This is a genomic window from Enterococcus sp. AZ188 (genome assembly GCF_050544075.1).
Classification (GTDB): domain Bacteria; phylum Bacillota; class Bacilli; order Lactobacillales; family Enterococcaceae; genus Enterococcus_D; species Enterococcus_D entomosocium.
In genome coordinates, this window is the sequence record NZ_CP172943.1 from 53,387 (window position 1) to 76,944 (window position 23,558).

At 43.6% G+C, this 23,558-nt stretch carries 21 protein-coding genes; 18 read left to right on the forward strand and 3 right to left on the reverse strand.

From position 1 onward, the window contains the following. Positions 1-49 precede the first annotated feature (49 nt). The gene (locus IGI86_RS00255; RefSeq protein ID WP_086316724.1) at positions 50-1,765 is read right to left on the reverse strand and encodes a sensor histidine kinase; all 1,716 of its coding nucleotides are present in this window, start codon (positions 1,763-1,765) and stop codon (positions 50-52) included. Next, entirely contained in the window at positions 1,759-3,264 is a 1,506-nt protein-coding gene (locus IGI86_RS00260; RefSeq protein ID WP_430599774.1) for a response regulator transcription factor, read from the reverse strand. Before IGI86_RS00260 ends, IGI86_RS00255 begins: the two co-directional genes overlap by 7 nt. A gap of 205 nt (positions 3,265-3,469) precedes the next feature. Between IGI86_RS00260 and IGI86_RS00265 the strand changes: the two genes are divergently transcribed. From IGI86_RS00265 to IGI86_RS00335, 15 genes are all read left to right on the forward strand, one after another. Beyond that, on the forward strand, positions 3,470-5,140 hold the full coding sequence (locus IGI86_RS00265) for an extracellular solute-binding protein (protein ID WP_086316726.1): 1,671 nt from the start codon (positions 3,470-3,472) through the stop codon (positions 5,138-5,140). Between the two features lie 148 nt (positions 5,141-5,288). Next, on the forward strand, positions 5,289-6,221 hold the full coding sequence (locus IGI86_RS00270) for an ABC transporter permease (protein ID WP_008376715.1): 933 nt from the start codon (positions 5,289-5,291) through the stop codon (positions 6,219-6,221). Between the two features lie 16 nt (positions 6,222-6,237). Further along, positions 6,238-7,125: a carbohydrate ABC transporter permease gene (locus IGI86_RS00275; RefSeq protein ID WP_005232877.1), complete on the forward strand. Its 888-nt coding sequence runs from the start codon at positions 6,238-6,240 to the stop codon at positions 7,123-7,125. A gap of 6 nt (positions 7,126-7,131) precedes the next feature. Beyond that, positions 7,132-7,770 (forward strand): DUF624 domain-containing protein, encoded by a 639-nt coding sequence (locus IGI86_RS00280; RefSeq protein WP_430617629.1) that lies wholly within the window; start codon positions 7,132-7,134, stop codon positions 7,768-7,770. A gap of 40 nt (positions 7,771-7,810) precedes the next feature. After that, positions 7,811-9,832 carry a type I pullulanase gene (pulA, locus tag IGI86_RS00285; protein WP_430617630.1) on the forward strand — a complete coding sequence of 674 codons (2,022 nt, stop codon included), beginning with the start codon at positions 7,811-7,813 and terminating at the stop codon, positions 9,830-9,832. 117 nt (positions 9,833-9,949) lie between these two features. Beyond that, complete coding sequence (locus tag IGI86_RS00290) at positions 9,950-10,957, forward strand: LacI family DNA-binding transcriptional regulator (RefSeq protein WP_430617631.1); 1,008 nt, start codon at positions 9,950-9,952, stop codon at positions 10,955-10,957. A gap of 156 nt (positions 10,958-11,113) precedes the next feature. Beyond that, positions 11,114-11,401 (forward strand): PTS cellbiose transporter subunit IIB, encoded by a 288-nt coding sequence (locus IGI86_RS00295; RefSeq protein ID WP_301387394.1) that lies wholly within the window; start codon positions 11,114-11,116, stop codon positions 11,399-11,401. Between the two features lie 31 nt (positions 11,402-11,432). Next, on the forward strand, positions 11,433-12,851 hold the full coding sequence (locus IGI86_RS00300; protein ID WP_430617633.1) for an L-fucose/L-arabinose isomerase family protein: 1,419 nt from the start codon (positions 11,433-11,435) through the stop codon (positions 12,849-12,851). Further along, complete coding sequence (locus tag IGI86_RS00305) at positions 12,842-13,678, forward strand: transketolase (RefSeq protein WP_430617634.1); 837 nt, start codon at positions 12,842-12,844, stop codon at positions 13,676-13,678. The genes IGI86_RS00300 and IGI86_RS00305 overlap by 10 nt, the downstream gene beginning before the upstream one ends. After that, positions 13,665-14,606 carry a transketolase family protein gene (locus IGI86_RS00310; RefSeq protein ID WP_061053530.1) on the forward strand — a complete coding sequence of 314 codons (942 nt, stop codon included), beginning with the start codon at positions 13,665-13,667 and terminating at the stop codon, positions 14,604-14,606. Before IGI86_RS00305 ends, IGI86_RS00310 begins: the two co-directional genes overlap by 14 nt. Position 14,607: 1 nt before the next feature. Next, a complete protein-coding gene (locus IGI86_RS00315) occupies positions 14,608-16,056 on the forward strand; it encodes an FGGY-family carbohydrate kinase (protein WP_430617635.1) in 1,449 nt (482 codons plus the stop codon). A gap of 12 nt (positions 16,057-16,068) precedes the next feature. After that, positions 16,069-16,926 (forward strand): alpha/beta hydrolase, encoded by an 858-nt coding sequence (locus tag IGI86_RS00320; protein WP_430617636.1) that lies wholly within the window; start codon positions 16,069-16,071, stop codon positions 16,924-16,926. 45 nt (positions 16,927-16,971) lie between these two features. After that, positions 16,972-18,252: a DUF4038 domain-containing protein gene (locus IGI86_RS00325; RefSeq protein ID WP_430617637.1), complete on the forward strand. Its 1,281-nt coding sequence runs from the start codon at positions 16,972-16,974 to the stop codon at positions 18,250-18,252. Between the two features lie 7 nt (positions 18,253-18,259). Further along, entirely contained in the window at positions 18,260-19,579 is a 1,320-nt protein-coding gene (locus IGI86_RS00330; protein WP_016611642.1) for a PTS sugar transporter subunit IIC, read from the forward strand. A gap of 221 nt (positions 19,580-19,800) precedes the next feature. Continuing rightward, the gene (locus tag IGI86_RS00335) at positions 19,801-21,243 is read left to right on the forward strand and encodes a glycoside hydrolase family 1 protein (protein WP_005226517.1); all 1,443 of its coding nucleotides are present in this window, start codon (positions 19,801-19,803) and stop codon (positions 21,241-21,243) included. Positions 21,244-21,350: 107 nt separating this feature from the next. On the opposite strand, the gene IGI86_RS00340 is transcribed toward IGI86_RS00335, so the two are convergent. Further along, complete coding sequence (locus IGI86_RS00340; protein ID WP_005232842.1) at positions 21,351-21,707, reverse strand: MmcQ/YjbR family DNA-binding protein; 357 nt, start codon at positions 21,705-21,707, stop codon at positions 21,351-21,353. Between the two features lie 255 nt (positions 21,708-21,962). On the opposite strand from IGI86_RS00340, the gene IGI86_RS00345 reads away from it, so the two are divergent. The 3 genes from IGI86_RS00345 to IGI86_RS00355 all read left to right on the forward strand — a co-directional run bounded on the left by IGI86_RS00345 (position 21,963) and on the right by IGI86_RS00355 (position 23,531). Next, on the forward strand, positions 21,963-22,292 hold the full coding sequence (locus tag IGI86_RS00345) for an AbrB/MazE/SpoVT family DNA-binding domain-containing protein (RefSeq protein WP_430617638.1): 330 nt from the start codon (positions 21,963-21,965) through the stop codon (positions 22,290-22,292). After that, complete coding sequence (locus IGI86_RS00350) at positions 22,282-22,554, forward strand: type II toxin-antitoxin system RelE/ParE family toxin (protein ID WP_016611638.1); 273 nt, start codon at positions 22,282-22,284, stop codon at positions 22,552-22,554. Before IGI86_RS00345 ends, IGI86_RS00350 begins: the two co-directional genes overlap by 11 nt. Positions 22,555-22,724: 170 nt before the next feature. After that, a complete protein-coding gene (locus IGI86_RS00355; protein ID WP_008376679.1) occupies positions 22,725-23,531 on the forward strand; it encodes a MurR/RpiR family transcriptional regulator in 807 nt (268 codons plus the stop codon). The last annotated feature ends 27 nt before the right edge of the window (positions 23,532-23,558 follow it).

Genomic DNA, 23,558 nt, shown 5'->3' on the forward strand with positions numbered 1-23,558 from the left:
GCATTAAAATAAATATCTGAATATTTTGACACCAAAAAACCGTTAGTGATTAAACATTCTTCACTGACGGTTTTTTTTGAGGAGGTAAGTCTTGCGGTATGAGTAGAACAATTGTGGTGTTTTCACCTTTTACTGATTGAATCGATAAGGAAGCTTGCGCGCCATAGTACAATGCTAGCCGTTGGCGTACATTGTTGATACCATAATGTTGATCAGAAGGTTCCTCCAGTTGTTTTAGCTGTTCAGGATCAATCCCGGGACCATTGTCTTGAATCTCAAACCGTAGCCATTGTCCTTCTTTGAGGCAGCGGATCGTCAATACCCCTCTGCGGTCATCTTCAATATGATCAAGCCCATGAAAGACGGCATTCTCGACAAACGGCTGCAAGAGCAGATGGATCATCGGATACTCATCGATATCTGAGTCAATTTCGAGGACTAAATCAAAGGAATGGTGATGCATTTTTTGCTGGATTTTAGCATAGGTGATTGTTAGATCGAGTTCTTTGGTGATGGATAGCCGGTTGGATCCTTGGTTTAGGCTGAGACGGTAGAATCGAGACAGCAGCTGAGCCATCTCACGGATCTCGTGATTGCCGTTTAGTGTGGCAGTATTGCTGATCAGTGCTAAGGAATTATAAAAGAAATGCGGATTGATCTGGGCTTGCAGAGCCCGCAATTCGTATTCTTTTTGTTTCAATTCGGCTTCATATACTTCATTGATCAGCTCAGCGATTTTATCTAGCATTTTTTGAAAATTGGTGTATAACCGTCCGACTTCATCTTTTGAAGAATATGTGTGCTGGATTTTGAATTGATCCATTGATAAAGAAGCCATTTGCTGGGCCAAAGAATTGATCGGCTGTACCACGGTTTTTGCTAGCCACCAGCTGGATAAAACCAATATCACTAATACAAAACCAAAGATAATGAGTGCCGCACCAACTAGATACAGTAGACTGCTGAAAAATGACTGTGCGGTTTTAACAAAAACGATTTGCCAATGATTATCCAGCAGTACAGGGGCTTCTTCAATAACTGCGCTTCCAACCAGCCACTGTTTTTGAGTACGCTGCTGCTTCGTCAAATAATCAATGCGGTAAAGCGTCTGCCCGGTCTCTGACTGGATCGTCAAATCGTAAGGTTCCTCAGTGACTGCATCAAGATTCGTGAACAATGCTGCTCGATCGATGGTTAAAACGATGTAGTTTAAGGAATCTGCGGTATGGCCTTTTAAAAAAAGGTTGGTATAAAAAGAAAGTTCCTCCCGTTCTTTGTCAAAATACGTTCGAATCTCGGTCGAAGGTTGTTCTTTTAGAAAAGGCAGTGCTGTATCAGCCGTGATTTTTTTGACGTATTGCCCATGATCATAAAGATCGATCGTGGTGTATAGCGTGATGCCTTTAATATCTGCTTGCGGAAAACGAACACTGTGAAACAAAGGCACGATCGTATTTTGAAAGAGATTGTATTGATCAAAGTTTGAGAAGCGTTGACTAGAAAGCTCTTGCGTCAAGGCGGTATTGTTGGCTAAAAAGAGCAGGCTGTCCCGATAGGTGTGGATCTTGCTTTCTAACTGATAGCTGATACTTTTGAGATTATCGGAGTAAGCACTTTTTTCCTGCTGTTGGATAAAGGCTCGGATGATAGATACCCCGACAAAGGTCAAAACGATCAGAGGAACAATGCTTGAAAGAATTGAAATAAGGGCGATCTTTTTTTGAAAACGAAAATTTTTAACACAATCGTGGACTTTTCTTAACAAAAGGGACCTCTCTTTCTATACGCATCCGGCGTCATTCCGACAATTTCTCGGAACGTTTTGCAAAAATAGGAATAATGATTAAAGCCAACTTGTTTGGAGATAGTTCGAATGCTGCAGTTCGAGTTCTTTAAACGCTTCTGAGCCTGTTTGATACGGTAAGACTTGATGTATTTGGTGATACCCATGCCTTCAGAAGTACTGAATAATTCGCTTAGGTAGTTAGGATTGATATTGACTTCCTTTGCTAACCGCTCCAAGCTCAACTCTTGGTGAAAATGAGCGAATATATAGGATTTTACTTGGCGCACATAGTCATTTGACTGGCTCCCGTTGATTTGAAGCAATGCATCATGGATATAATGGAAGAGGGCATCAAAAATATCCGCAATTAGTTGCAGACTTGGCGCTTCCAGTATTTTTCCAATCTGATTAGCGCCACACTCCGCATCAAAAGTGATCGTGCACTGATCGATGATTGTTTGATAAAAGGTCGCAAAATAAAACTTGGCATTGGTTGGTTCCTCACGTCCATTTGTTTCAAAGCAGTCGAAAACTGTTTTCACAAGCGCGTGGGCTTTTTTACTTTCGTATTGATTCACATACGAAACGGTTTTTTCAAAAAGCGCTTTCTTGACGATGTAGTGATCTCCCGGAAGCAACTGGCAGATTTTCCCTTTGTTTTGCTGATAAAAAGACCGCTGACTGGTTCTCAGTAAGTCATGATAGGTGCCATACACCCCTGAATGGTGGGGAACTGGTCCGCTGTCAAAAAGTGTTATTTTTTGCTGAAACTGTTCGGAAAAATAGGTAGTTAAGTTGTTTTTTCGCTCTTCGATTTCCCTTTTTGGCAAAGGTTCGTTAAAAAAGAGCAGTTGTGCTGGAGCTAAAAACAAACTGAACATTTCAGGAAATGCAGCAGATAGCGAAGGGACAAAATCCGGCGCATTCCAAGAATCCAGCGGCCAAGTAACGAGAAAAAAAGAGGGATGAGTCTTAAAAAAATCTTGTGCAATCGATTGCTCTTCCTTCGGCAGTGAATGCCAAGGATAGCCATAAAAAAGTTTACTCAAAATCTCTTTCAAGTAATGGGTTTGTGCGATTGTTTTTGTGTAAGCGCGCTGCTTTTGTTGATCAATAAAAAGAATGATTTTATTTATTTGTTCATAAAAATCATCAGGGTCGATTGGTTTTAAGAGGTAGTCAACCGCTTTTAACTGTATGGCTTTTTTTACATAATGAAAATCTTCAAAGCCGCTGATAAACATCACAGGAATTTCAGGAACTGCTTCTTTGATTCTCGCTACGAGGGCATGTCCATCCATAAAGGGCATCTTTACGTCGGTAATTATCAAGTCAAAGGGCTGTTCCTGAAAAAGTTGCCAGGCTTCGCGGCCATTTTTGGCTTCTTCGATCAGCCATTCTTTTTCATGCTGACTCAAGAAGTATTTGATCACTTCTCTTTGATCGTAGCTGTCATCAGCAAGCAGCAGTCGGTACATGGTTTTCGCCGTCCTTTCGTATAGAGAAAATTACGCAGTCGCTTCTTCTTTCTATAGTAAGCGATAAACAAAAAAAGCAACAGAGCGAATTTGTAAACGTTTTATTTTTCTGGAAATCGTGCTATGAATCTGAAAAAAGTGCTATATTTTCTGTGGAAGCGATTGCGTATAATAAGGATATCAAAAAAGTTTGAGGAGGAAAACAATGAAATTTAGGCGGGGGACAGCAATGTTAACAGCAGTTGCTTCAGCACTTATTATGACAGGATGCAGTTCAGAAGAAGCAAAGACCAATGAAAATGGGGATACCGTGATTACGATCGGACGCCAGACCGCACCGAACTCGAAACTGCCTGAGGGGGATTCTTACAGCAATAACGCATATACTCGATTGATTCAAGAACGCTTGGGCATCGAGCTGGAGAGTGCCTTTGAAGCCCATGGGGAAGACTATGATCGTCAAGTATCGCTAGCGATCGCTTCAGGGGAACTACCGGATACGATGATCGTCGGATCAAGAGATGAATTGGAAGAATTAGTTAACAATGATTTAGTGGAAGACTTGACCGAAGTATTTGAGGAGCATGCCGACGATTTTCTAAAAGACATCTATGATTCGTTTGATGGGATTCAGTTAGAAGCAGCCACGTTTGATGATCGTTTGATGGCGATCCCATCTACTAGCGATGACTTCGGGCCCAATCTTGTCTGGTTGCGCCAGGACTGGCTAGATGAGCTAGGTATTGAACTGGATAAAGATGGCAATCGCTCAATTACATTGGATGAGTTGAAGGAAACAGCGATTGCTTTTCAAGAAAATGATTTAGCCAATACCGGAAAAGCAGTTGGTTTGCCATTGGCCTTCTGGTTGTCTTCGCCAAATCATGGCGGCACGGCATATACCGGAACAGCCATCATGAATGCGTTTGGAGCCTACCCAAAATCGTATCTCCAAGATGAGAATGGGCAGATGTTTTATGGATCCAATACGCCAGAAATGAAAGAAGCACTAACGCTACTGAAGGACTGGCAAGATGAAGGGTTCATGGATCCGCAATTTGGTACCCGCACGTATGACGATATCCATGCCATGATGGTTAATGGAGAAACGGGCATCGCTTTTGGTCCTTGGCACATGCCTGACTGGGGCTTAGTACAAGCCAAACAAAATGATCCAAATGCTGAATTTGTTCCTTATGCCCTTGAAAATGCTAACGGCGATGGAGGGGTCAATGCCGTGGCTAACCGCGGCACTGGGCAATACATCGTGGTGCGCAAAGGTTTTTCTGAGCCGGAAAAAATCATGGAGATGATCAATCTGATTTATGGTGAAGTTGTCAACTCGGAAGATATTGAAGCCGAGTTTCCGGAAATTTATGACTATGCGAAAGTGGATGTCGATGGGACGGTTCGTCCATGGAATGTTGTTTTCTTAAAAGCCTATAGTGAGATTGATGATGCAGTAGAAGCTTCCAAGGCGGCGGTTGGCGAAACATCTATCGAGGATATCTCCAACTTCTTCATCAAAGAAAACGCCGAAAAAATCAAGCAATATCTGGATAGCCCTGAAGAAACTGATCCGGTGGACTGGACCCGCTATGCCTCCCGCTATTTAGCCGTCAATAATGTGATGGGCGGTATCAGAGAGCAAGGACGCTTGAATGAAGTGAAACCACCGCGTTTTGATTCGATCAAAGCCAATGAACGAAACGGCGCACAAGTAGGGAAACTGGAGGAAGAGACCTTCATTAAGTTTATCACTGGAGAAGAACCCCTGGAAAACTTCGACAACTATGTTGAAACCTGGAATAGCCAAGGTGGGACAGCCATACTTGAAGAAATGCAAGAAGTAGTAGATCAGCGAGCAGATAATTAAGCGGCCACTCCAGCGGTTCTGACACTCGTCTTTCGAACAAAGAAAAGCAAGGTTGTATGCAGGAAAACCGACTGCAGGTGCCTTTTCTTTGTTCGAATTTTTTCATCAAGCGGCTGGTGAGGCAAAAAATTTATGGAGGAGTAAGTAAATGGAACTTTCTGTTGAAAAAGAAAGCAAAAAAGAAAAGAAAAAGTGGTTTTCTCGAGATCAGCTTTTCTTTCTAGGGATGATTTTACCAGGCATAATTTTTATTTTGATTTTTTCTTATGGTCCTATGTTTGGGTTGTTGATGGCATTTCAAGATTATGTGCCAGCGAAAGGTGTATTTGGTTCTGAATTTGTGGGATTCGAGCACTTTCGCTATTTGTTCAGTTTACCGGATATTTTCTTAGTAACTAAAAACACGATTTTCATCGCTTTCTGGAAAATTGTCTTTAATACGATCGTACCGATTCTTTTTGCGATTCTATTAAATGAAGTACGTGTAAAGTGGATGAAACGCTCCATTCAGACCATCGTATATTTGCCCCATTTTCTTTCATGGGTCATATTGGCTTCAGTAGTGGTCAATTTATTCAGTCTTGATGGAACGGTGAATCAGATTTTACAAAACTTTGGTGTAGAACCATTAAACTTTTTGGGTAGTAATCAGCTGTTTCCTCGTTTGCTGATCGGGACCGATGTTTGGAAAAGTTTTGGTTACAGTTCAATCGTGTACCTTGCTGCCATTACCTCGATTGATCCGGGATTATATGAAGCAGCAACGATGGATGGTGCTTCTTGGTCAAAAAAAGTCTGGCACGTAACCCTGCCGGGGATGATGCCTTTTATTTTGCTGATGACGATTTTGTCGCTGCCTAATATCTTGAATGCCGGCTTCGACCAAATTTATAACCTGTATTCTCCGGTTGTGTATCAAAGCGGCGATATTATCGATACCTATGTCTACCGAATCGGTCTGATCGGTAGAGACTATAGCTTAGGAACCGCCGTTGGTCTGGTCAAATCGGTGATCGGTCTATTCTTGATTTGGTCTTCCAACAAAATTGCGGAGAAGAAGACTGACAGAGTGATGTTTTAAGGAAAGGAAAAAAGAGATGAAAGAAAAATTTAGTATACGGCATGCAGTAATTTATTTGATCGTCATTGTTTTGGCTCTTTCTTGTTTAGTACCGATGTTGAATGTCGTGGCACTTTCTTTAAGCAGCAGCAGTGCCGTCGCTGCAAATGCTGTGGGGCTATGGCCAGTGGATCTGACCTTAGCGGCTTATGAGCGCATCATGAGCGATCAGCAGTTTTGGCGTTCTTTTGGTATTTCAGTCATTCGTGTGGTGATCTCTTTATTGCTGAATTTGGTGATGATCGTAACGATGGCTTACCCGCTATCTAAATCAAAAAAAGTATTTCGAACGAGAAAATTATTCATGAGTGTGATGGTTTTCGCTATGCTCTTCAGTGGTGGCATGATTCCAACGTATTTGGTCGTTCGCAATCTAGGATTATTGAATACGATTTGGTCCCTGATTTTACCTAGTGCAGTCCCTATCGGCAGTGTGATCTTGGTGATGAATTTCTTTCGGGGAATTCCCAAATCATTGGAAGAATCTGCTCGGATCGATGGGGCCAACCCACTGCAGATTTTGGGACGAATCTATATTCCAATGTCTTTGCCGTGTTTGGCAACCGTTTCTCTATTCAGTATTGTCGGTAGTTGGAATGATTTTTTTAGTGGACTGATCTATATGACCAAGACTGAAAACTATCCTTTAATGACCTATATCCAAACACTATCAGTCAACATTGCTGAAACAATGCAACAAGCCGGGAATTTGACTTCCGAGCAGCTACAAAGTCTACTAGCGGTCTCTGATCGAAACTTGAATGCAGCGAAGATCGTGGTGGCAGTGGTGCCGTTATTGATTATTTATCCGCTTCTACAAAAATATTTCGTTCAAGGAATCGTTGTCGGATCAGTAAAGGAGTAAACCCACATGATACACTTTTTTCATTCAGAAAACTTCTTCGCACGAATCGCTTGGAAATTCAGCCAGTTGCTCCTATTAAATATACTACTCTTGTTTTTTAGTTTGCCGCTCTTCACGATCGGTGCAGCCATTACTGCGGGTTCTAAAGTGGCGACTGATCTGATAGAAGGAAAAGCACCGGCTGTTGTTCAGCAGTTTTGGTCGGTCTTTTGCCAAAGCTTTCGAAAGAGCACTCTTATCTGGCTCAGTCTACTTTTTTCTTTGTGGCTTTTGACTGCTGATTGGTTGTATTATTTCCAACTAAAAGGGACGCCTGATCTTTTTACCGTAGGCTTAGTAATTTGTACGTTCATGTGGCTTCAATTTTTCCAAGTTTCGTTTTTCTTACTCGCACGTTACGATAGCGGAATCAAAACGATCATTTTGAACAGCATAAAAGTCGCCGCAAAGCACCCTTTTAAAATACTTAGTCTTCATATTCTGACTGCAGCCCCTATTGTCATCATGCTTCTTTCACCCTATGCGCTGGTTTTCAGCATGTACATTGCCTGCTTTTTTGGTCTTAGCTGTTTTTTGTATGCACGCTGTCAGTTATTGTTGGCAATTTTCAAGAAATATGAGAAGGTAGAAATAGCAGAAAAGTAACTGGCTTTTATAGTTAGAAACGTTGAATGGAGGAATTTTGATGGGACAAAACACGCAGTATGGAGAAAAAAAGATTGCGATCGATCGCAGGATCGGTTTTTTAGAAGAACATACGTATCACGGGAATGATCTTGGTGTGACTTTTCAAGGACAGCAAACCACGTTCAAATGCTGGTCACCAGAGGCAGAGGCCGTTTCAGTATTGCTTTATCAAAGCGGTGTTGCTGGGACTGACGATCGTCTGCTGACGCTGCCAATGGTTCAAGAAGACAACTGTTGGCAAGTCACGACGGAAGAAAACGTCAAGGAGCTGTTTTATACCTTTGAGTTTCAACGAGATGGGCAGAAAATCGAAGCGATGGATCTTTATGCCAAGGCAGTAGGGATCAACGGAAACCGCGGTGCGATCATTGATTTAAAGGAAACAGATCCTGAAGGTTGGCAGGAAAGTCACGGCGTCGGTCAGCAGTCGATCACAGATGCCTATATTTGGGAATTACATGTCGAAGATTTCAGTGGTGCCGAAAACAGCGGTATTTCACCAGAAAATCGCGGAAAATATTTAGCCTTCACTGAAAAAAAGACCCATCTGGTGGGAGATGAAAGTCAACCAACTGGCATGGCCTATTTAAAAGAGCTGGGGATCAATTATGTTCATCTGCTGCCGATCTTCGATTTTGACAATGATGAAACTTCGTCTGCCTACAACTGGGGCTATGATCCGAAAAATTACAATGTACCTGAAGGACGATACGCTTCTGATCCTAGTGATCCCAAGGCGCGGATTCGTGAATGCAAGCAAATGATCCAATCGCTGCACGAAGAAGCCATCGGCGTTGTGATGGATGTGGTCTTTAATCACACTGCGATCACGGAAGAATCATGGTTTAATTTGACGGTGCCTGATTATTACTACCGTCAAGATGATGCAGGGAATTTTGCGGACGGTTCTGCTTGCGGCAATGAAGTGGCTTCTGAACGGAAAATGATGCGTAAATTTATCATTGATTCAGTTTTATATTGGGCGCAAGAATACAAAATCGACGGCTTTCGTTTTGATTTGATGGGCTTGATCGATGTGGAAACCATGAACCAATTGCGTCAACGCCTAGATGATGCCGGCTTCAGCCATGTGATTTTATACGGCGAGCCATGGGATGCCGGCAGCAATCAAATTATTCAGCCGAATATCCCAGCAAATAAAAGCAATGTTTGGGCACTGTCAGAAGGCGTTGCGGTTTTTAGCAATGATTTAAGAGACAGTATCAAAGGCGATGTCTTTGAAGAAACAGACGGCGCGTTTATTCAAGGAATGAATGGTCAACCGCAAGTCAAGCAAACCTTTTATGCAGCAAATTTGGCAACGGCGATTCAAGGAAATACGAAAGTTGCCGCACAAGAAGGCGCCGAGCGCTGGGCAAAATCGCCCCGCCAAGTGATCGCCTATGCTTCAGTCCATGATAATTTGACCTTATGGGACAAGCTGGTGGCAACCATGCAGGCTTCAGTGAAGGAAAGAAATTATGAGTTTGATCCTGAGCTTTTAGCCCGCAATAAACTAGCAGCAGCCATTTTGTTTACTAGCCAAGGATCAGTGCTGACTCAAGCTGGGGAAGAATTTGGCCGTACCAAAGAAGGCGATGAAAATTCCTTCCGTTCGCCACTGGCAGTCAATCAGCTGGATTGGTCACGTGCCAAAACCTTCAAAGAGTTGCGCGAGCTGTATCGGGGCTTATGGGCATTGCGGCAGTCCTATGCACCATTGAGAGATGCCACGACCCAAACGGCTGAAAGCATGGTCTTTTATGAGACAAAGGATGAAAATCGCTTGGCGTATCAAGTACCCAATCGTGACAAACAGCATCCATGGCGTTCCTTGTTCGTTTTACTCAACAGCACGGAAGAAAGCTGGTCCTTTGGCTTACCGACGGCAACAGAAAATGCTTCTTGGCACATCATTGCTGACCCCAAAGGAGCTGGGATCACTTCTCGCGGCGTAGCAGCGCCAAGAATAACCATCGACCCCTTATCCTTCTGCATTTTGGCGGAACAAAGTAACTAATCAAAGTAGAAGCTAAAACAAACTAAAAATTTTAGTTTGTTTTAGCTTTTTTGGTAGTAAAAAAACAATTCTTTTGCTATACTTTTAACAGAATGAGAAGCAGAAAGCGGTGAGCAAATGAAAGTTGTGATCTCTGATATTGCCCGAAAAGCTGGCGTTTCCAGCGGAACTGTCTCTAATGCAATCAACAATCGTAAGGGGATCAGTGAACAAAAACGGCAAGCGATCTTGAAGATCGCTCGTGAGATGGGGTATTTTGATCAGCGAGAAATTAAAAAAACGGAAAGCCAAAAGATCAAATTTGTTGTAATGAACAAACAAGGAAATGTCGTAGGGGATACGCCTTTCTTTTCTGAATTGATCCGGGGGATCGAAATGGAATGCAGCGCATTAGGCTATGAATTGGTCATTTCCCATATCACATTGGCGCCAGAGGAAGACCCGATCGAAAAGATCCACCCAGAATTAGTAGATGGTTTGCTATTGTTAGGAACGGAATTGGAAAAACAAGATTTAGCAGTCTTCCGTCATTTGGAAGTACCCTTAGTGATTTTAGATACGATTTTTAATTCGCAGGACTTTGATTTTGTCGCCATCAATAATCGTGACAGCGCCTATGAGATCGTTGAAAAGATGATCGAAAAAGGCCACCGAGACATTGGCATCATCAACTCAACCTTTCAAATCAACAATTTCCGTGAACGCAAGCAAGGGTTTATTCAATCGATCCAAGAGCATGATCTGATCCATTATGAAGAGACGGAAGCCTTAGTAGAACCCACCTTGGAGGGCTCATATCAAGACATGAAGGTCTATTTGGAATCCTTGCGTGCCGATCAGCGGCCGTTACCAAGCGCCTTTTTTGCGGTCAATGACAATATCGCCATCGGTGCCATGAAAGCCATTCGCGAAGTGTTCCCCGATCATCCGTTGGCCATCGTTGGGTTCGATGATATTCCTTTGGCGGAATTTTGCAACCCACCGCTGACCACCGTCAAAGTAGATAAAGTGTACCTTGGTCGCCAAGCTGTGCGACGCTTGATCGAGAAAATCACCAGTGAAGATGAAAACCATCTGAAAATGCTGGTCGCCACGACGATCGTCGAACGCGAAAGCATCAAGTAAGAAAAAAATAAGAAGCAGGACAAAACGTTTAGCAAGCGTTTTGTCTTTTTTTAGTTATTAAACAAAAATATTTATCTAAAACTATTGCAAAATATTTAGCTTATGCTATATTTAAGGTGTAAAAAGTAAGGGATTACATTTTGAGGAAGTGAATAGATGACACAGATCGGTCTCTTTTGTGCAACTGGGCTCTCCAGCGCACTGCTCGTCAAAGCGCTCAAAGAACAACTAGCGGATGATCAGCATTACCAAGTGAATTCCGCGCCTTTTTCAGAAATATTTATGGTGGGAAATGACTATGATTTTTTGATTTTAGCTCCTCAAACCCGCTTCAATCAAGCGAAAGTCGCAGCAGCCTTTCCTAATAAAAAAATCGTTTTACTGACGGATGAGGAATTTCTGAGCAGAAATGTAGTACGAGTCGCCGAAGAAATAAAAATTTAGCTAAATATACTAAAACGCAAAGGGTGGTTTTATGGATAAAGTAACAATCGGGTTCGCCCCGACTAGAAGAAATTTATTTAGTGCAGAAGCAGCCGTTGAGTACGCCAATCTGACACGACAAAAAATGGACGAACTGGCCATTGATTATGTAGATATTTTAGATATCAACGAAGACGGCTTGCTATACGATGATGAAGGGGTTGAAAAAATCGCCGAAAAATTCAAAGCAGCAAAAATCGACGGTCTTTTTCTAGCCAATGAAAACTTTGGTACGGAATATGCCTGTGCTCGTCTAGCCAAAAAACTAGATGTTCCCGTCTTATTATGGGGACCCAAAGACGAGACACCAGCCGCCGACGGTTCACGTTTGCGGGATACGCAATGCGGTCTTTTCGCTATCGGGAAAGTCTTGCGCCGTTTCAAGGTACCTTTCACCTATGTCAAAAATTCTGATATTGATTCACCGGAATTTGCCCGCGGCTTGCAAGACTTTATCAAAGTCTGCAATGTCGTCAAGACCTTCAAACAAACACGAATCTTGCAAGTTGGCCCACGCCCCTTTGATTTTTGGACCGTGATTTGCAACGAAGGCGAACTATTGGAGCGTTTCAATATCTCGCTATCACCAGTACCGATCCAAGAAGTGGTGCAAGAAATCAAGAAAGTCAAAGAACAGCAGCCAGATAAATTGCAAGCAGTCATTGATTATTTCGAAACCAATACAAAAGTCCAAATTTCGGCGAAAGATTTGGAGATGGTGGCAGCCCTTAAAGTGGCCTTGCAAAACTTATGTGAAAGCTACGGCTGCAATGCAGGGGTCATCCAGTGTTGGACGGCTTTACAAGACGAAATCGGTATTTTACCGTATGCCTCCCTGTCGCTTTTACAAGAAGAAGGTCTGCCTTTTGTCTGTGAGACGGATGTTCATGGGGCGATCTCGGAACTGTTGGTCGAAGCCGCTTCGTTGGGGGAACACCGTGCGATCTTTGCGGATGTCAACTGCCGCCATCCAGAAAACGAGAATGGCGAATTGCTGCAGCACTTAGGGGTTTTTGCTTATTCCACCGCGGAGACCAAACCCATTTTGCCGCAACGGCATTTTGTTTTTGACTATCCGGGATCAGTCGCTTTTCGGGCAATCAAAGACGAGTATACGTTGTGTCGCTTTGATGGAGACAACGGCGAGTATTCGTTGCTGATGGGCACCGGCAAAGGGATCGATGGACCATACAATCAAGGGACCTATCTCTATCTAGAATTTGCGAATTTGAATCGCTTGGAATTCAAACTCGTTGAGGGCCCTTATATTCATCATGTTGCGGCGGTCAGAAAAAATGTGGTGCCGATCTTGTACGAAGCGTGCAAATACATCGGCGTGCAGCCAGATTTTTATGATCCGATCGAGGAAGACGTCAAAGCATACTTGAGAGGGGATCAATCATGGAAATAAACGAGCTGGAAATGAAGGCTTTAACGATTCGAAAATCCGTGTTAGAGCTGATCTATCAAGCAAAAACGGGTCATACTGGTTCGGATCTTTCTTGTACCGATATTTTAGTGGCCCTGTATTATCAGATAATGAATGTGGATGCGAAAGATCCCCAAAAGCAAGATCGTGACCAGTATATCCAAAGTAAAGGACATGCTGCAGAAGTACTATGGGCCGTTTTAGCGGACAAAGGTTTTTTGCCGAAAGAAGAATTAGCCACCTTTTCGCAATTTGGTTCACGACTGATCGGTCATCCAAACAATAAAGTAGCTGGGGTTGAGATGAATACTGGTTCGCTAGGTCACGGCTTACCCGTCGCAGTAGGGATCGCCTTGGCAGGCAAACTGGATCACCGCACGTATCAAACCTATACGTTGTTGGGAGATGGCGAATTAGCAGAAGGCTCGGTATGGGAAGGAGCCATGGCGGCTGCCAACTACCAGCTGGACAATTTGACCGCCATCATTGATCGCAACGGCTTGCAGATCACTGGAGCCTCGGAAGATGTGATGGCAGTGGAGCCGCTAGATGAAAAATGGCGTGCCTTTGGTTGGGATGTGCATATCGTTGATGGCAATGATATGGCTGCCTTGGTGGCTGCATTAGAAAAACCGCATCAGCCCAATCAACCGAAGCTGATCATTGCTAAAACCATCAAAGGCAAAGGCTATTCTGTAGCCGAAAATCAAGCGCAATGGCATCATAAAGTGCCAACGGCAGAAGAGCTTGCACAAGCTATTGCCGAACTTGATCAGCAAATGGAGGTTTTGACTCATGGGAAAAAATAATATTGCCAATCGCCAAGCGATGTGCGACGTATTGATTGAAGAAGGAAAAAAGAATCCTGCTATCACGGTGTTGACCAGTGATTCTCGTGGTTCCGCTTCGTTAGCACCTTTTGCCAAGGAATTACCGACACAATTGGTGGAAGTAGGGATCGCAGAGCAAAACATCGTCAGTATTGCGGCCGGCTTAGCCCATATGGGCAAACGCCCTTTCGTTGCATCCCCTGCTTGTTTTCTCAGCATGCGCAGTATCGAGCAGATCAAAGTCGATGTCGCGTATTCGAATAAAAATGTCAAACTCGTAGGCATCAGCGGCGGTGTCAGCTATGGGGCATTAGGCATGAGTCATCATTCCTTGCAAGACATCGCAGTGGCACGAGCGATCCCTAATTTGCAAGTGCTGTTGCCAGCAGATCGCTTTGAAACGATCCAAATGTTTAAAGCCTTAGCGGCATCAAATGAACCAGCCTATATCCGTCTCGGTCGCAATCCTGTTGAAGATTGTTATGATTCTGCAGATTATCCTTTTGAGATCGGCAAAGCCATTGAGCTGAGAAGCGGTCAAGATGTCGCATTGCTCGCCACTGGCGAAACCGTGCGCCAAGCGTTGGATGCTGCTGAGCTATTGGAAAAACAAGGTATCACTGCTACCGTTTTAAATGTTCATTCCTTGAAGCCCTTTGATTCAGAAACGGTCAAACGAGTGGCGAAAGAAACAGGCACCGTGATCACTGTGGAAGAACACAGCCGATACAACGGCTTAGGAGCTGCCGTGGCGGAAACGCTGGCAGAAGAAACGGACATTCGACAAAAAATCATTGCTTTTCCGGATGAAGCCTTGATTACTGGTTCTTCGTCAGAACTGTTTGCCCATTATGGATTAGACGGTGCCTCCATAGCGAAAACAGCGGTTGCGTTTCTAGGAGCTTAAGATGGACAAGACCTATCAGCTTGTTTTAGATCAGAGTACATCCGGTACCAAGCTCTTACTGTTTCAAGAAGAGAAAATCCTGCAGCGTTACGATAAAAAACATCGCCAAATTTATCCAAAAGTCGGGTGGGTCGAACATGATCCCCTCGAGATTTGGCAAAATGTCCAAGAATTGCTGGCACAAGTGTTTCAAGAACAAGCGATCACTGCAGATCAAATCGTTTCCTTGTCATTGACCAATCAGCGAGAAACGATCGTTGCTTGGGATCGATTGACCGGCAATCCCCTGTACAATGCGATCGTGTGGCAATGCAACCGCAGCGCTACGATTTGTGAAGAATTGACGGCACAAGGCTGGGAAAAGACGATCAATCAAAAGACCGGTTTGCGCTTAGATCCGTATTTTTCCGGCACCAAAGTGAAATGGTTGGCCCAAGAATTATCAGCCATCAAAGAAAAGTCGGGGACTGGCGAATTGGCGATCGGTACGATGGATAGCTGGCTGTTGTGGAATTTAACGCAAGGGACAGTATTTGCGACAGAAGCCAGCAACGCTTGCCGAACATTGTTTTACAATATTGAAGAGGGCCGTTGGGATGCAGAACTCGTCAAACTTTTTGGCATCCATTTAGCAGACTTGCCAGCGATCAAACCTGCTGATACGGTTTTCGGTAGCTATCACGGAATCCCTATCAAAGGGATCTTAGCCGATTCACAAGCGGCATTATTTGGGGAAGGTTGTCAAAGCCTTGGGGATGTAAAAATCACGATGGGCACCGGTTGTTCGATCATGATGCAAGTGCAGCAGGAGCAGACGTTGCGGGATCGCCGCATTTTGACGACGGTCGGCTGGCAAACTAGCCAGGAAACAGCGTTTGCGCTAGAAGGCATCATCCGTTCCTGTGGTGACGCCATCAACTGGTTCAGTGAGCAAGTGGCTCCGCTGCCAGATGTAGCTGAGATCTGCCAAGAAGTGCTGACCAGTGACAGTCAAGAAGACATCTATTTTATCCCAGCATTGCAAGGAATGGGTGCCCCTTTTTGGGATAATACGATGACTGCCAGCTTTGTCGGCATGAAACGCACAACGACGACTCATGAGCTGTTGAAAGCCGTTTTAGAAAGCATCATTTTTCAAATCAAAGCAGTGATCGATGTGATGGAAGAAGTCGCTGAACGACTGATCAATCAGGTAATGATCGATGGCGGTGTTTCGAAAAACCGCGCCTTGATGAGCTTATTGGCGACTTTGATCAATAAACCCGTCATCGTCAGCGAAGTCGAAGAATTTTCAGCCATCGGCACAATGCTTGTTGCCAAACCAACCATGAATGAACCAGCTATTCAGCAAACCACGATCGTTCCGCAAGCCGAACAGGCCGTGATCCGTTTGAAATATGAAAAATGGAAACGGTTCATTGAGAAGTCAGCTGCTTTTAGTGAAGGATAAAGGAGGAACTATATGGAGATTCAACGAATTCAACTGAATCAAACGGCTTACGTGGATACCTATTTATTGCACCAATCCAAAGAGTACAATGTCGGCAAGAAACGACCGCTAGTGATCGTCTGTCCAGGCGGCGGCTACGCCTTTACCAGTGATCGAGAGGCGGAAGTCATTGCCTTGAAATTCAATAGTATCGGGCTAAATAGCGTTGTTTTATGGTACACCACCGGTGATCAGGTGAAAAACGTTCCCCACAATGCCTTGATGGAAGCCGCTCAAACCGTCAAAATCATTCGTGAGCATGCTCACGAATGGTTGGTGGATGAGGAGCAAATCATCGTTTGCGGTTTTTCAGCAGGCGGACATCTAGCGTTGCAGCTAGCGACGCGCTGGCACGATGCTGAGCTGGCAGAAGCGTTGGGCGTCAGCAGTGACTTACTGAAAGTGAATTTGGCGATCGCTGGCTACCCATTGGTTTATCAAGAGCATGCTTTCCCAATCGATGAGCTAGGCTTTGCCGCTCGTCTAATCGAAACACCTTTAACTGCCAACGAGCGCTTTTTTGGGAGTAAACAACCGACGGAAGAAGCCATTCAATCCATGAACATTTTGCATCATGTCGATCAGTGGACACCTCCGATGTTTCTCTGGCATACGACGGAAGACGTCTTAGTCGATGTGGCGCACTCGTTGAAGTTGGCGGTCAAATTAAGAGAAGCAGAAATTCCATTCGAACTGCATATTTTTGAAAAAGGCGAACACGGACTGGCATTAGCGGATCGAACAACGGCACGCAAGTCAAGTCACCTCAATGCCCATGTCGCCAAATGGTTTGAGCTGTGCGAAGGCTGGCTCAGTAGTTATATTGATTAATAACCGCCAGTGCACAACTTGTGCCGATGAAAGGAGAGCTCCACCGTGAAAATCACCGTAAACCAAAATAACCGCACCTTATTGCGAGACGGACAGCATTTCTTTTATTTAGCCGATACTTGCTGGAGTGCTTTTACTAGTATTCAAGAAAATGACTGGATCACCTACTTAGACAAACGCAAAGAGCAGGGATTCAACACCCTTCAAATCAATGTGTTACCGCAATGGGATCGCAGCCGTGGTCAATTTGACTGCTTGCCGTTTCCCCTTGATGCGGGTGTCTTTGATTTTACGGTTTGGGAGGATGCCTATTTCGAACGGGCTCAGCGTCTTTGTAAAATTGCCGATGAAAAAGGCTTTAATTTAGCATTGGTTGTCTTGTGGTCAAACTATGTCGCTGGCACTTGGGCTAGCCAGTTGGACAAAGAACGCAACGTGTTGCCGGAGGATTGCCGCCAGGCCTACTATCAAAAAGTGATTAAGACGTTTGATGCCTTCCATCCGATCTACTTTATTGGTGGCGATACGGACTTCCCAACACAGCCAACCATCGATACGTATCTAGAAGCCTTTGTTTTCTTTGAAAAGCATTCGCCCAATACCTTGAAAACGATTCATATCAAGGGACGTTTTGAAGAAATCCCTGAACCTATCGTCGAACATTTGGACTTATTTTTATACCAATCAGGTCATAACAGCGCCTTTTTGAATATGCCTTATTATTTGGCAGAGCGTTTTTATCAACGAGAACCGCAACTGCCGATCATCAACTCAGAACCTTGCTATGAACAAATGGGCTATGCCCGTCACGTATACGGTCGATTTGGTCAAAAAGATGTCCGCAAAGCAGCATGGCAATCATTGTTAGCCGGCGGCTCGGCTGGGATCACGTACGGTGCCCACGGCATCTGGAGTTGGCAAACCCCGACGGCAACCTTTGCGGAAGAAATCGGGGAAGCGTTTGACCGTCCGATGATTTGGCCAGAAGCTTTGTCTTTTCCTGGGGCAGATGATTATGGCTTTATCAAGCAATTATTTGAATTATTAAATATTCAGGAGCTTGTGCCTTGCCAAGAGCGCTTGATCGATGCAGATGAACAGATTCGTATGGCAGCTATCGCAGGAAGGAAGGATGCCTTGCTTTACTTGCCAAGCAATACAACAGTTCGCCTGCAAGGAGATCTTTCTACAGCGACCGTCACATTGATCGATTTGAACACCAATCGTTTCTTGAAACCAAAACTGACAGTTACTGATGGTATCACTGTTTTCCATCCCCACAATTGTCACGAAGATGTATTGTTCGTCATCCAAATAAAGGAGTGAAAAGAAAATGGATAAATATATGGATAAGGTATTAGTATTTGCAGATAAAATCTCCAACAATCGGTATTTAAAGGCAATTTCAAACGGGTTGATGGCGACGCTGCCGATCAACATTATTGGCTCGATCGCCTTGTTGTTAGCAGTTTTGCCGATTCAAGGGTGGACAGATTTTATCAACTCGATCAATATTGGCGGTTATTTTTCCGTCGGTTACAGTATGACCGTTGGGGTTATCTCAGTGTACGCTTCCTTTCTTGTCGGTCACCGTTTAGCGACAGAATTTAAGCAGTCGGCAGTCCCTGCCGGCATCGTTTCGTTGTTTGCCTTTTTGATGATGACGCCAATGGTCACCTTGGAGGAAACAACGACCCTCGACATGAGCAAACTCGGCGCTCAAGGCTTGTTTACCGCTATGATCTGCGGCTTAGTTTTTGCTCGTTTGTACTGCTTTATTTTAGAAAAAAATATCGCCATCAAAATGCCAGCAGGCGTGCCGCAATTTGTGACGGATACCTTCGCCGGTTTGATTCCAGCAATTATTTCTGGGTTTACCGCGATCGTCATTAGCTGGGCATTCAGTTTTACTTCTTATGGCTCATTTTCAGATTTCATCTATCAAATCTTGGCAATGCCGCTGCAAAGCTTGTCTTCTAGTGTCGGTTCGTTGTTATTTATTGTACTGATCCAAATGGTGCTATGGTTCTTCGGTATCCATGGTTCGTTGGTGGTGGGTAGCTTTGTCACCGCTTTGTACTTACCAATGGATGTAGAAAATATGGATGCTTTAGCTAGCGGTGTTGCTCGTTCCGAGCTGCCAAATATTTTGAGCAAGTCGTTTTATGATTTGTTTGCTGGTATTGGTGGGGCTGGGGGAACATTGTCATTGATTATCGTTATTTTGCTGTTGGCGAAATCAAAACAATCACGGACAGTCGCTAACCTAAGTGCCGTTCCTGGATTGTTCACCATTAATGAGCCGGTGATTTTTGGCTTACCGCTGATTTTGAATCCAATCATGGCGATTCCGTTCATATTAACACCATTGGTTCAAGTGCTTGTGGCGTACCTAGCGATCTGGAGTGGGATCGTTCCACGACTTAGTGGCGTACAAGTTCCCTTTGGCACACCGATTTTTCTAAATGGGTTTCTAGCTGGAGGCTGGCAGGTCGCAGTTCTACAAGTCGTTTGCGTTTTGGCAGGCTGCTTGCTGTACATTCCTTTTGTTAAAGTCTTAGATAAAGGAAAATTAAAAACAGAAGCAGAAGCTGCGCAAGCGGAGGGTCACCCACAAACTGAAAGTATCGATGCAACGGGGGAAACGGTTTAAAAGAAACCGATTTTATGATGACAAGCCAATGAGTTAGTGCTATAGTTAAAGAAAGAAAACCCACGTGGATTGTTACTGACTCGATCAGGCAAGACCTAAATAAGAAAGCGCTATTCTCGTTTTAGCAGCGGCTCTTATTTAGGTTTTTTGTTTTTTATCGGAGATTTTTCAGTAACCAGCTAGGTAGGTTTATCAAAAGAAAACAAAAGGAGAACGAGCAAATGGCAAAATTTCCAGAAAATTTCTTATGGGGCGGCGCGACCGCAGCGAATCAATTAGAAGGGGCGTTCGATCGCGATGGCAAAGGATTGTCAGTGGCGGATGCAATGCCTGGCGGCAAACAGCGTTTAGCGATTTTAGGTAGTGATACGTTTGATTGGACGATCGATGAGGACAAATACACTTATCCAAATCATCGCGGGATCGACCATTATGACCGTTTCAAAGAAGACATTGCGTTGTTTGCAGAGATGGGCTTCAAGAGCTATCGTTTTTCTATCGCTTGGACACGTATCTTTCCAAAAGGCGATGAAACGACACCAAACGAAGCTGGGCTAGCATTTTACGATGCGCTGATCGATGAATGTTTGAAATACGGGATCGAGCCAGTGGTTACGATCTCCCACTATGAAATGCCTTTGCATTTAGCCAAAGAATACGGTGGCTGGAAAAATCGAGCATTGATCGATTTCTATGAGCGTTTTGCAAAAGTCGTCTTGGAACGGTTCCACAGCAAAGTCAAATACTGGATGACCTTCAATGAGATCAACTCTGCTTTCCATTTCTCTGCATTGAGTCAAGGAATGGTCAACAGCACGGGTGCCAGCGACTTTACAAACGTGATCCAAGCGTGGCACAACCAATTTGTTGCCAGCAGTAAAGCAGTCAAAATCGGCCATGAATTAAACCCAGAGTTACAGATCGGTTGTATGATCATTTATGCAACGACTTACAGCATTGATGCGAACCCAGTCAACCAAGTGGCGACGATGATCCATAATCAAGCCTTCAACTACTACTGTGCCGACGTGCAGGTACGTGGAAAATACCCATCCTTTACGGATCGTTTGTACAAAGAACACGGCGTCAATAAAGAGGATCTTGAGATTACCGAAGAAGACTTAGCCTTGATTGCTGAACATACTGTTGACTATGTTGGCTTCAGCTACTACATGTCTTCTGCCGTGGATATCACCACAGAAGAAGCCGATGAAGTGCAAGGAAACTTGTTAGGCGGCGTCCGCAATCCATTCTTAGAAGCAAGTGAATGGGGCTGGCAAATCGACCCAGAAGGGCTGCGCATCGCGTTGAATGAATTGTATGATCGTTATCAAAAACCGTTGTTTATCGTGGAAAACGGCTTAGGAGCCATTGATACCTTTAACGAAGAAGGTAAGATCGAAGATGACTATCGTATCGATTACTTGCGCCGCCACATTGAAGCAATGGGGGAAGCGATTGCTGATGGCGTAGACTTGATCGGCTACACGCCATGGGGCTGTATCGACCTTGTCAGTGCTTCAACAGGCGAAATGAGCAAACGCTATGGCTTTATCTATGTTGACTTTGATGACGAAGGCAACGGCACGATGGATCGTTCCAAGAAAAAATCCTTCGATTGGTACAAACAAGTTATTGCAACAAACGGAGAAGAGTTGGCCTAAGTGTTTCGTTAGACTCACGGATGACGCAGGATTCGTTATAAAAGAAAACCGATCAACGGTGCTCCTATACTGGCGCATCGTTGATCGGTTTTTTGTGATATTTGGGTTTAACGGGTATGTTCATAGCTGTCTCGTAACAAAGATTGGAGTTGTTTTTCTGATACAGAGCCATCTAGTAATGCGGTGAGCCAATGGTTTTTATTCATGTGATAAGCGGGTAAATAGCCGTGACTTTGATTGATGATCGAAACCATTTCGGGCGCTGCTTTGACATCTAAAATCTCGATCATTCCCGTTCCTTCCAGGCCTAATTTCTGCTTTTCTACAGTCATCAGCAAGCCAAACCATTTGCCGCTTTTACGGTGCCGCAAGACTTGGTACTCGGGAAACTTTGCAAATGGATGGTCGATCTGAACATCATTGAAGGTCTGAGCGAATGCGATCAGACGGTTCTTAAGATCCATGGGTATCCCTGCCTTTTTATTCATTCAACTCCAGTATACTGTATTTTTGCCAATATTTCGCTGGAAAAGGAGATTGGGCTCTTTGGTTTAATGAGCCGTATCACCTGCTGCATCGATAGTAATAAATAAGGCGAAGTAGCAGGCGGTTTATTTTCTCAATTTGACACTCAGCTTTCGGCATTACTTGTCATTACATTCGATTACGATATAATGTTCTTACAGAGTAATTACAAAAACAGAGAGAGGAGTGCAACGATGATTACGAAAACAAGAAAACAAGGGAATTCCATTATGTTGACGGTGCCCAAAGACTTTGGTATTCCCAATGGTGTGGAAGTAGAAGCAAAGCTAGTAGAAAATGGAATCTTGTATGAATTTATTGAACCGGTAAAACCATTCGATGATTTCAGTGAAGATATCTTGACTGATATTATTAATGAGAGATACGAACACGAAGATATTTTATCCGAATTTAAAGCGCGTAAGAGTAAGCTGATTTCTTCATTTAAGACAATTGCAAAGGAGACTGCTACCGACGGGAAAGCAATGACCAAAGAGGAGTTGGCAACTGAAATTGGCTTATGAGGGGATTCCATCTAGACAAGTAGTAGTGAATTATTTAAAAAAGTTGAAGGAGAAACCGCTGAAACAAAAGTTTCTTCATGTCATTTATGATGAAATAGCTGTCGAACCGTATAGCGGCGATCAAAAAACAGGCGATTTAGCTGAAATCTGGTCGAAGGGTTTTAAGTATGCAGGGACAACCTATCGTATTGCTTATGATGTGATCGATGACCAAGTGATTCCAGTCTTGTTATGTGGCACCCATGAAAATTTTTATGAATAGTTAAAGCAGTTAATGAAATAACTGGGGACCTGAATCGAAGAGTTGCGCGTAGGCGGACTCTTTTTTTGATTTCTATTAAAAAGTACAATAAGTGAAAGGTTCTAAGAAATGGATGCCTATGCTAAGATAGAAGAAACCGGCAGCGTAAATAAGCAAGTGAGGTGGTCGCTATGAAAACGACAAGTCAAGTATACATTCGTTTAAATGAACATCTATTTAAATGCAAAAAATACGATTTGAATTTTTTGATAACAAAACTTTTAATTGAGCGAATCGATGAATTTCCTGCGATCTATATTGAAGAAATCGCCTATGCTGCACAGACGACCCCTGCCAGTATCACTAAATTTTGTAAGAAACTTGGTTATGCTAGTTTTAAAGAAATGCGTAATGACCTCACGATTTATTTTGAACAAGAATACCATTTAGCAAATACGATGTTTGAAGGGATGCTAGCGAATCTCGATACAAAGAGTAAAGTATCTGAAATGGTTGACCAATTTTTAGCCCGAGAGTACATGGTCCAAAAACAGATTTTTGACCAATTTGATCAACACCAATGCACACGGATCGCAGAAGAAATGAAACGAAAAAAACGAGTGGCGATCTTGGGTAACAGCTATTCTTTTTCGGTTGTTAATCTCCTGCGGGAACTGCTTAGTCAAATGGGCTATATCGTTTTTGAAGTAAACCGTAATGCGGAAGATCAGCTGATTGATCAAGTATTGCGGGAAACAGATATTTGTTTTGTGATCAATCTAACCGGCAGCTGGATCGATAAAAAGGCCTATTTGCTTGAAAAAACGGCCTGTCAGAAAGTTTTATTGACGTTCAGCGAGCAAGCCGCTCAAAGTAATCTCTTTGAAGAGCGTGTCTTGTTTAAAGAGGTCGTTCCATTGATGTCATCGAATTATTACTCGCAAAAAGTGCTTCATCTATGGATGATTTTTATGATTATGAATATGAGAAAAGAGTAAACGTAAAAAGCTATTTTCCATTTTTGG

Coding starts and splice junctions, on each gene's coding strand:
- IGI86_RS00315 (WP_430617635.1), top strand. CDS start 14,608: ATGGACAAGACCTATCAGCTTGTTTTAGATCAGAGTACATCCGGTACC.
- IGI86_RS00260 (WP_430599774.1), bottom strand. CDS start 3,264: ATGTACCGACTGCTGCTTGCTGATGACAGCTACGATCAAAGAGAAGTG.
- IGI86_RS00345 (WP_430617638.1), top strand. CDS start 21,963: ATGATTACGAAAACAAGAAAACAAGGGAATTCCATTATGTTGACGGTG.
- IGI86_RS00340 (WP_005232842.1), bottom strand. CDS start 21,707: ATGGATCTTAAGAACCGTCTGATCGCATTCGCTCAGACCTTCAATGAT.
- IGI86_RS00275 (WP_005232877.1), top strand. CDS start 6,238: ATGAAAGAAAAATTTAGTATACGGCATGCAGTAATTTATTTGATCGTC.
- IGI86_RS00320 (WP_430617636.1), top strand. CDS start 16,069: ATGGAGATTCAACGAATTCAACTGAATCAAACGGCTTACGTGGATACC.
- IGI86_RS00295 (WP_301387394.1), top strand. CDS start 11,114: ATGACACAGATCGGTCTCTTTTGTGCAACTGGGCTCTCCAGCGCACTG.
- IGI86_RS00290 (WP_430617631.1), top strand. CDS start 9,950: ATGAAAGTTGTGATCTCTGATATTGCCCGAAAAGCTGGCGTTTCCAGC.
- IGI86_RS00355 (WP_008376679.1), top strand. CDS start 22,725: ATGAAAACGACAAGTCAAGTATACATTCGTTTAAATGAACATCTATTT.
- IGI86_RS00280 (WP_430617629.1), top strand. CDS start 7,132: ATGATACACTTTTTTCATTCAGAAAACTTCTTCGCACGAATCGCTTGG.
- IGI86_RS00265 (WP_086316726.1), top strand. CDS start 3,470: ATGAAATTTAGGCGGGGGACAGCAATGTTAACAGCAGTTGCTTCAGCA.
- pulA (WP_430617630.1), top strand. CDS start 7,811: ATGGGACAAAACACGCAGTATGGAGAAAAAAAGATTGCGATCGATCGC.
- IGI86_RS00335 (WP_005226517.1), top strand. CDS start 19,801: ATGGCAAAATTTCCAGAAAATTTCTTATGGGGCGGCGCGACCGCAGCG.
- IGI86_RS00330 (WP_016611642.1), top strand. CDS start 18,260: ATGGATAAATATATGGATAAGGTATTAGTATTTGCAGATAAAATCTCC.
- IGI86_RS00305 (WP_430617634.1), top strand. CDS start 12,842: ATGGAAATAAACGAGCTGGAAATGAAGGCTTTAACGATTCGAAAATCC.
- IGI86_RS00300 (WP_430617633.1), top strand. CDS start 11,433: ATGGATAAAGTAACAATCGGGTTCGCCCCGACTAGAAGAAATTTATTT.
- IGI86_RS00310 (WP_061053530.1), top strand. CDS start 13,665: ATGGGAAAAAATAATATTGCCAATCGCCAAGCGATGTGCGACGTATTG.
- IGI86_RS00270 (WP_008376715.1), top strand. CDS start 5,289: ATGGAACTTTCTGTTGAAAAAGAAAGCAAAAAAGAAAAGAAAAAGTGG.